The organism is Nonomuraea antimicrobica (assembly GCF_039536965.1).
In the GTDB taxonomy this organism is placed as follows: Bacteria; Actinomycetota; Actinomycetes; order Streptosporangiales; family Streptosporangiaceae; genus Nonomuraea; species Nonomuraea antimicrobica.
Map to the genome: position 1 here is coordinate 39088 of NZ_BAAAZP010000109.1, position 6612 is coordinate 45699.

A 6612-nucleotide genomic window follows, 5' to 3' on the forward strand; every position below is an offset into this window, starting at 1 on the left:
GACCACGCTCTTGAAACACCGTGGCGGGCCGGGTTGTAGTCGAGGCGTGGGGAAAGGAAGGCCGACGACATGCCCGGTGTGCTGGTGTTGATGGGGTCGGGCGAGACGAGCCCGACCATGGTCGAGGTCCACCGCGCCGTGGCGCGGACGTTGCGTACGGGTGCGCGGGCGGTGCTGCTCGACACCCCCTACGCCTTCCAGGAAAACCGGGCCGACATCTCCGCCCGCGCCTGCCGCTACTTCGCCCGCAGCGTCGGGCTCGACGTCGAGGTGGGCGCCGCGATCACGGGCGCCGACTGGGTGTTCTCGGGGCCAGGCAGCCCCACGTACGCGCTCGACCAGTGGGCCGACTCCGGCGTGGCCGGTGACCTGCGGGCCCGGGTGCGCGCCCGCGAGGGGGTGACCGTGTTGGCCTCGGCGGCGGCCTGCACGGCGGGCCTGGCCACGGTGCCGGTCTACGAGATCTACAAGGTGGGGGCCGAGCCGCACTGGCGCGAGGGCATCGACCTGCTGGAGCCGCTGGGGCTGCGGGCCGTGCTCATCCCGCACTTCGACAACGCCGAGGGCGGCACCCACGACACGCGCTACTGCTACCTCGGCGAGCGACGGCTCTCGCGGATGGAGCGCGAGCTGCCACCGGGCACGGCGGTTCTCGGGCTCGACGAGCACACGGCGCTGGTGATCGACCTGGGCGACGAGTCGGTGCGGGTGGCGGGGCGGGGCGGGCTGACCGTGCGGCGGTCGGGGTCGGTGACGGTTCTGCCCGCGGGCACCCGTACCGGTCTGGGGGAGTTGCGCCGCCTGGCCGAGGGCGGCGGCGGTGGCCCCGCCGTCGCGCCGCGGGTGGCGGGCGAGCCGTACGACGTTCCCGCCGAGGTGACGCTGGAGGAGTCTGTCCGGGCGTGCGAAGAGCTGTTCAAGGCCGCCGTCGCGCGCTCCGACCTGGTGGCGGCGGCGCAGGCCGTCCTCGACCTGGAGGCGGAGATCGTCAAGTGGGCGGCCGACACGGAGGAGGACTCCGGCGGGGTCGAGCAGGCCAGAGAGCTGATGCGGCTGCTGATCGCCCGGCTCGGCGAGTTGGCCGCCACGGCCGGTCACCGCTCGCGGAGCCTGCCCGCCCTGGTCGATCCGCTGCTGGCGCTGCGGGCGCAGCTACGCCGCGACGGCCGCTACGACGTGGCGGACACGCTGCGCACGGCGATGGCGCGGGGCGGCGTCACGATCGAGGACACCCCAGACGGCCCGCGCTGGACGACCGCGTCCTGAAGGGGAGGGCGGTCAGCGGCGTGGTGGGTCAAATGTCCATGCGGTCAGTGGAGCGGTGGGTTGATGTGGGTGCCGTGCATGCGGTCAGCGGCGTGGTGGGTCGATGCGGGCGCCGTCCATCGTGAAGATCATGATGCGGGAGAGGTCCACGCCCACCTTGGCGGCGTCCCCGGCGCGCCAGACGGGGCGGTTGCCCAGCCGGATGATCAGGTCGGAGCGGCGGTGGATGCCGCTGTTCGGGTTCGCGCCGACCTGCTCCTGCTCCTGGTGCTCCACCTCCTGTGAGAACAGCCGGCGCACCAGCCCGGAGACCCTGCCCGACCCGTTCCTGCCGCCGTTGTCGCGGCCCGCGCGACGGCGCGGGTCCGGCGGCTCGGGCACCGGTACGGCCGGCATCCCGCATTCCAGGTACGCCAGCCACTCGTGCCCGTGATACTCCAGCGTCCGCACGCGCCCGTAGAACGAGGGCCCTTCGTACGACTCCGGCACCGGGGCCAGCCCGTCCGGCCGCAGCCCCACCAGCACCTGCCCGCCCGTGTGCTGCGAGATGGCGTACGCCCTGGGATCGCTCCACGGCATCGTGAGCCGGTGCGGTCCGAAGTCGAGTTGCACGTACTGGTTCTGGGGGGTCCTGACCCCGGCGGCCAACAGGTTCAACTGCTGGGAGTTGAGGAAGGCCGCCACGAAGGCCGTCGCTGGATCGTTGTAAATCTGGGCCGGGGTGCCCACGTCCTGTAGCACTCCGCGATTCAGGATCGCGATCCGGTCGGCCAGGGTCAGGGCCTCCACCTGGTCGTGGGTGACGTAGATGGTGGTGACGCCGAGCGACCTGACCAGCGCGGAGATCTCCATGCGCAACTCGGTGCGCATGCCGGCGTCCAGGTTCGACAGCGGCTCGTCCATGAGGAACAGCTTGGGCTGGCGGACGATCGCCCGGCCCATCGCCACCCGCTGCCGCTGGCCGCCGGAGAGCGTGCCCGGCTTGCGGTCGAGCGTCTCGTCGATGTGCAGCGCCTTGGACAACTCGGTGACGCGCTCCTGGACGAGCGCCGGGTCGGACTTGGCGATCTCCAGCGGGAAGGCGATGTTCCCGCGTACGGTCCGGTGGGGGTAGAGCGCGCCGTTCTGGAACACCATCGCGACGTCGCGGTCGCGGGGCGGCAGGTGGTTGGCCATTTCGCCGTCCAGCCAGAGATCCCCTTCGGTGATCTCCTCCAGGCCCGCGATCATCCGCAGCAGCGTGGACTTGCCACACCCCGAGGGGCCGAGGAGGACGAGGAACTCGCCGTCGTCAGCGTGGAGGCTCAGCCGGTCGACAGCGAGGTAGTCGCCCGGATACACCTTGGTCACTTTGTCGAGAACGACCGAGCTCATGGGCCCACACCTTGCGCGCGTGTCACCTGTGACGGGGCTGATTGAAGAGGTAGTACATCGCGCCTTAACGCCACATGTCCACCCTTGACATAAAGAATCTCTCTCATAGGAACTTTCGTGGGGCGATTTGTGCATTAAACAGCCCTCAGTTCCGAATAGAGGGCGATGGAAGGTCTTGCGCAAATTTGCGGCAAGAGCTTTCATGGTCGGGACGTCAAGGGAGATCCGGAGGGCACGATTGGCCGCATGGTGCGAGAAACGCGAGCGCCGCGTCCCGCGCGGCCCGGCCGTGGCACCCGCGGCGCCCGCGAACGCCGTGGCGCCCACGGCACCCGGCGGAGCGCTCCAGACCGCCGCCCGCGCCCCTGGAGCAGCGGATTCGGCGGTCCGGCGGAAAGTAAAGTGTCAGCCATGAACGGTCACGCTCGCCTCGCCGACGTCGCCGCCCAGGCCGGGGTGAGCGAGGCCACCGTCAGCCGGGTGCTCAACGGCAAGCCCGGCGTCTCCGCCGCCACCCGCCAGGCGGTGATGACCGCGCTCGACCTCATGGGCTACGAGCGCCCGCCCCGCCTGCGGCAGCGCAGCAACGGGCTGGTCGGCCTGGTGACGCCCGAGCTGGACAACCCGATCTTCCCCGCCTTCGCGCAGGCCATCGAGAAGGCGCTGACCCAGCACGGCTACACACCCGTGCTGTGCACCCAGCTCCCCGGCGGCGCGCCGGAAGACGAGTTCACCGAGCTGCTCGTCGATCGCGGCGTGAGCGGCATCGTGTTCGTGTCCGGCCTGCACGCCGACACCACCGCCCGGATGGACCGCTACACCCGCCTGAGCGATCGCGGCCTGCCGATCGTGCTGGTCGACGGCTACAGCGAGCACATCGACGCGCCGTTCATCTCGCCCGACGACCGCCTGGCCGCCCGGCTGGCCGTGCAGCACCTGGTCGACCTCGGCCACGAGCGGATCGGCCTCGCGCTCGGGCCGCGCAGGTTCGTCCCGGTGATCAGGAAGATCGAGGGCTACCGGCAGGCCATGGCGCAGCTCCTCGGCGCGCGCGACGTCGACGAGCTGATCGCGCACTCGCTGTTCTCGGTCGAGGGCGGGCAGGCGGCGGCGGCGCAACTGCTCGCCCGCGGCTGCACCGGCATCGTGTGCGCGAGCGACCTCATGGCGCTGGGCGCGATCCGCGCCTGCCGGGAGAGGGGGCTGTCGGTGCCGGTCGAGGTGTCCGTGGTCGGCTTCGACGACTCGCCGCTGATCGCGTTCACCGACCCGCCGCTGACCACCGTGCGCAAGCCGATCGGGGCGATGGCCTCGGCGGCCGTGCAGACCCTGCTCGAAGAGGTCAACGGCGCGCCCGCCCGGCACGTCGAGCTGGTCTTCCAGCCCGAGCTGGTCGTGCGCGGCTCCACCGGCTCCGGACCGCTGGTCAACCGGTGAACCGCGACCTCCCCGACCTCCCCGACCCGCTCGACCTCCTCGTTCTCGGCGGCTCCGGGGTCGACACCACGGTCTACGTGCCCGGCCTGCCCCTGGCGTACCGCGACACCTACCACGTGCCGCCGGTCGTCGACCGGATCGGCAACACCGGAGCGGGCGTCGCGCTCGGCTGCCACGCGCTCGGGCTCGGCGTCGCCTTCGCCGACCTCATCGGCGACGACCCCCAGGGCGTGCTCATCCGCCACGCGCTGCGCGAGATCGACTGCCGCTTCGGCCCGGCTCGGGCGGGCACCCGGCGCAGCGTCCTGCTCGTCGGTCCCGACGGCCGCCGCACCTCGCTGCACGACGCCAGGGCCACACCCGGCGAGCGCCTGCCCCGCGACCTGTACGCCGGGCTGCGCCCCCGGCACGCCCACGTGTCGATCACCGACTTCTGCCGCCACGCCTACCCCGACCTCGACGGCCTGCCGATCTCCACCGACCTGCACGACTGGGACGGCGTCAACGAGTACCACGAAGACTTCGCCTACCGCTCCGACCTGGTCTTCATGTCGGCCGCCGCGCTGGCCGACCCGCTCGCCGTGATGCGCGGCGTCATCGAGCGCGGACGGGCCCACACCGTCGTGTGCACGCGCGGGGCCGACGGCTGCCTCGTGCTCACCCGCGACGCCGCCGTACGGGCCTTCCCCGCCGCCCCGCTGCCCGGCCCGGTGGCCGACAGCAACGGCGCGGGCGACGCGTTCGTCTCCGGCTTCCTGTACGGCACCCTGCGCGGCCGTCCGCTGGAGGAGTGCGTACGCCTCGGCGCGATCGCCGGGGCACACGCCTGCACGGCGCCCGGCACGCACGAGTCGCCGATCACCGAGTCGTTGCTGCTGGCCCGCGCCTCGGCGTAGGCCCCGGTCAGCCGCCGGGCCCGCTCAGACGCCGGCCGGATGCGGCTGGTCGAGCTCCCGCCACGAGCGGAAGACGAAGGGCGGCACGGAGATCACCAGGTAGACGCCGGTGAAGGCGAGGAGGGTGACATGTAGCCCGGCCAGGGCGCTGAGCGAGCCCGCCAGCAGGCCGCCGACGGGCATGCCCACGTACGCGGCGGCCGTCATGGTGCCGATCACCCTGGCCCGCAGCGGTACGGGGATGCGGTCGTACTGGAGGATGCCCAGGATCGGGTTGATGGCGCCCGCGGCGAACCCCGACAGCATGGTGACGGCCAGCGCCAGGGGGAAGGGCGCGCCCAGCGCCAGCACCAGCACCCGCGGCACCCCGGCCAGCAGGAAGCACAGCCCGTACGTCAGCCGCATCGGTAATCGCCCGCCGGCCGCCCCGTACACGATCGTCCCGGCCACCGCGCCCGCCCCGAGCACCCCGGTGAGCAGCCCGAACGCGCGGGGGTCGGCGGCCACGTCGCGCGCGTACAGGGCGAGCAGCACCTGCGTCACGCCCGTGTCGAGCAGGTTGACGATCACGATCATCCCGGTGGCGCTGAGCTGCAGCCGGTCGCGCCAGAGGAAGACCATCCCGGCTCTCAGGTCGTTCAGGTAGCCGTCCGACTCGCGCCCGCTCCGGGCGACGCGCGACACCCCGGTCCCGACGAGCAGCGCCGACAGCAGGAACGTGACCCCGTCCACGAACAGCAGCGTGCTCGGGCCGATCCACAGGATCAGCACCCCGGCCAGCGGCGCGCTCACCATCGTGGCCCCGCGGGACACGCCGTCGTAGGCCGCCGCCGCCCGCTCGATGCGTACGCCCGCGCCCTCGGCGAGGTCGGGCAGCATCGCCTTGCGCGCGGTCTCCCCGGGAGTGGTCGTCAGCCAGCGCAGGAAGAGCAGCACCAGCAGCAGGGGGTAGCTCAGGCCGGTGGTCAGGAAGAGCGCCGGCACCGCCAGCACGATGACACCGCTGATCAGGTCGGACCACACGCTGGCCGCGCGGAACCCGAGCCGGTCCACCAGCGAGCTGCCGAAGGCGGCGGAGATGATCGTGGGGAAGGTCGTGGCGAACGAGGCCAGCCCCGTCAGCACGGCACTGCCGGTGGTCTCCAGCACGAACCAGGGGACGGCGAGGAGCGAGACCATGTTCCCGGTGACGGAAAGGGCGTTGGCGGCCAGCAAGGTGATGTATGGACGCCTCACGCGCAATGCCCCCGGCAACGGTTGTCGATTCAGCGTTGCTCACGGGTGGCCTGTGGTCAAGTGAACCTGTTTGCCACTGGTTAGTGGCTCCTGAGCAGGTGCATCACGATAAAACGTCATTTGATAGTACGATTCCGCCTGAGCTTGCCAGGCGTGTGCGAGGAGTCCGGGGCGTGAGCGACGTCGTCAGACGGGGAGACATGTACCGCTGGGAGATCGTCCGGGCCGTCACCGAGCAGCGCGTGTTCGGGATCGTCAGGAGCGCGGGCCCGCAGGAGGCGCTGGCCGCCGCCGAGGCCGTGCTCGACGCCGGACTGCACGCCGTGGAGGTCGCGCTCACCACGCCCCGCGCGCTCACCGCCGCTGCTCGGTGAGCCGCGCGACGGCGGTGAGCGCGCCGGGT

General features: G+C 71.9%; 6 protein-coding genes. 4 read left to right on the top strand and 2 right to left on the bottom strand.

The genetic code is table 11. The features are described 5' to 3' along the window. Positions 1-69: 69 nt before the first annotated feature. Positions 70-1266 (top strand): CysS/YqeB C-terminal domain-containing protein, encoded by a 1197-nt coding sequence (locus tag ABD844_RS31430; protein ID WP_344886303.1) that lies wholly within the window; start codon positions 70-72, stop codon positions 1264-1266. Positions 1267-1350: 84 nt separating this feature from the next. Here the strand turns inward: ABD844_RS31430 and ABD844_RS31435 are convergent, their stop codons facing one another. Further along, complete coding sequence (locus ABD844_RS31435) at positions 1351-2640, bottom strand: ABC transporter ATP-binding protein (protein ID WP_344886304.1); 1290 nt, start codon at positions 2638-2640, stop codon at positions 1351-1353. A gap of 411 nt (positions 2641-3051) precedes the next feature. Here ABD844_RS31435 and ABD844_RS31440 point away from each other — a divergent pair, with 411 nt between their 5' ends. Together ABD844_RS31440 and ABD844_RS31445 are read left to right on the top strand one after the other, a co-directional pair. Next, complete coding sequence (locus ABD844_RS31440; RefSeq protein ID WP_344886307.1) at positions 3052-4077, top strand: LacI family DNA-binding transcriptional regulator; 1026 nt, start codon at positions 3052-3054, stop codon at positions 4075-4077. Continuing rightward, positions 4074-4973, top strand: a complete 900-nt coding sequence (locus ABD844_RS31445) for a PfkB family carbohydrate kinase (RefSeq protein ID WP_344886309.1) — start codon at positions 4074-4076, stop codon at positions 4971-4973. Before ABD844_RS31440 ends, ABD844_RS31445 begins: the two co-directional genes overlap by 4 nt. 24 nt (positions 4974-4997) lie before the next feature. Here the strand turns inward: ABD844_RS31445 and ABD844_RS31450 are convergent, their stop codons facing one another. After that, positions 4998-6209: an MFS transporter gene (locus tag ABD844_RS31450; RefSeq protein ID WP_344886311.1), complete on the bottom strand. Its 1212-nt coding sequence runs from the start codon at positions 6207-6209 to the stop codon at positions 4998-5000. Positions 6210-6382: 173 nt separating this feature from the next. Here ABD844_RS31450 and ABD844_RS31455 point away from each other — a divergent pair, with 173 nt between their 5' ends. Beyond that, entirely contained in the window at positions 6383-6583 is a 201-nt protein-coding gene (locus ABD844_RS31455) for a hypothetical protein (RefSeq protein ID WP_344886313.1), read from the top strand. Positions 6584-6612: the final 29 nt, after the last annotated feature.

Coding starts and splice junctions, on each gene's coding strand:
- ABD844_RS31430 (WP_344886303.1), top strand. CDS start 70: ATGCCCGGTGTGCTGGTGTTGATGGGGTCGGGCGAGACGAGCCCGACC.
- ABD844_RS31435 (WP_344886304.1), bottom strand. CDS start 2,640: ATGAGCTCGGTCGTTCTCGACAAAGTGACCAAGGTGTATCCGGGCGAC.
- ABD844_RS31440 (WP_344886307.1), top strand. CDS start 3,052: ATGAACGGTCACGCTCGCCTCGCCGACGTCGCCGCCCAGGCCGGGGTG.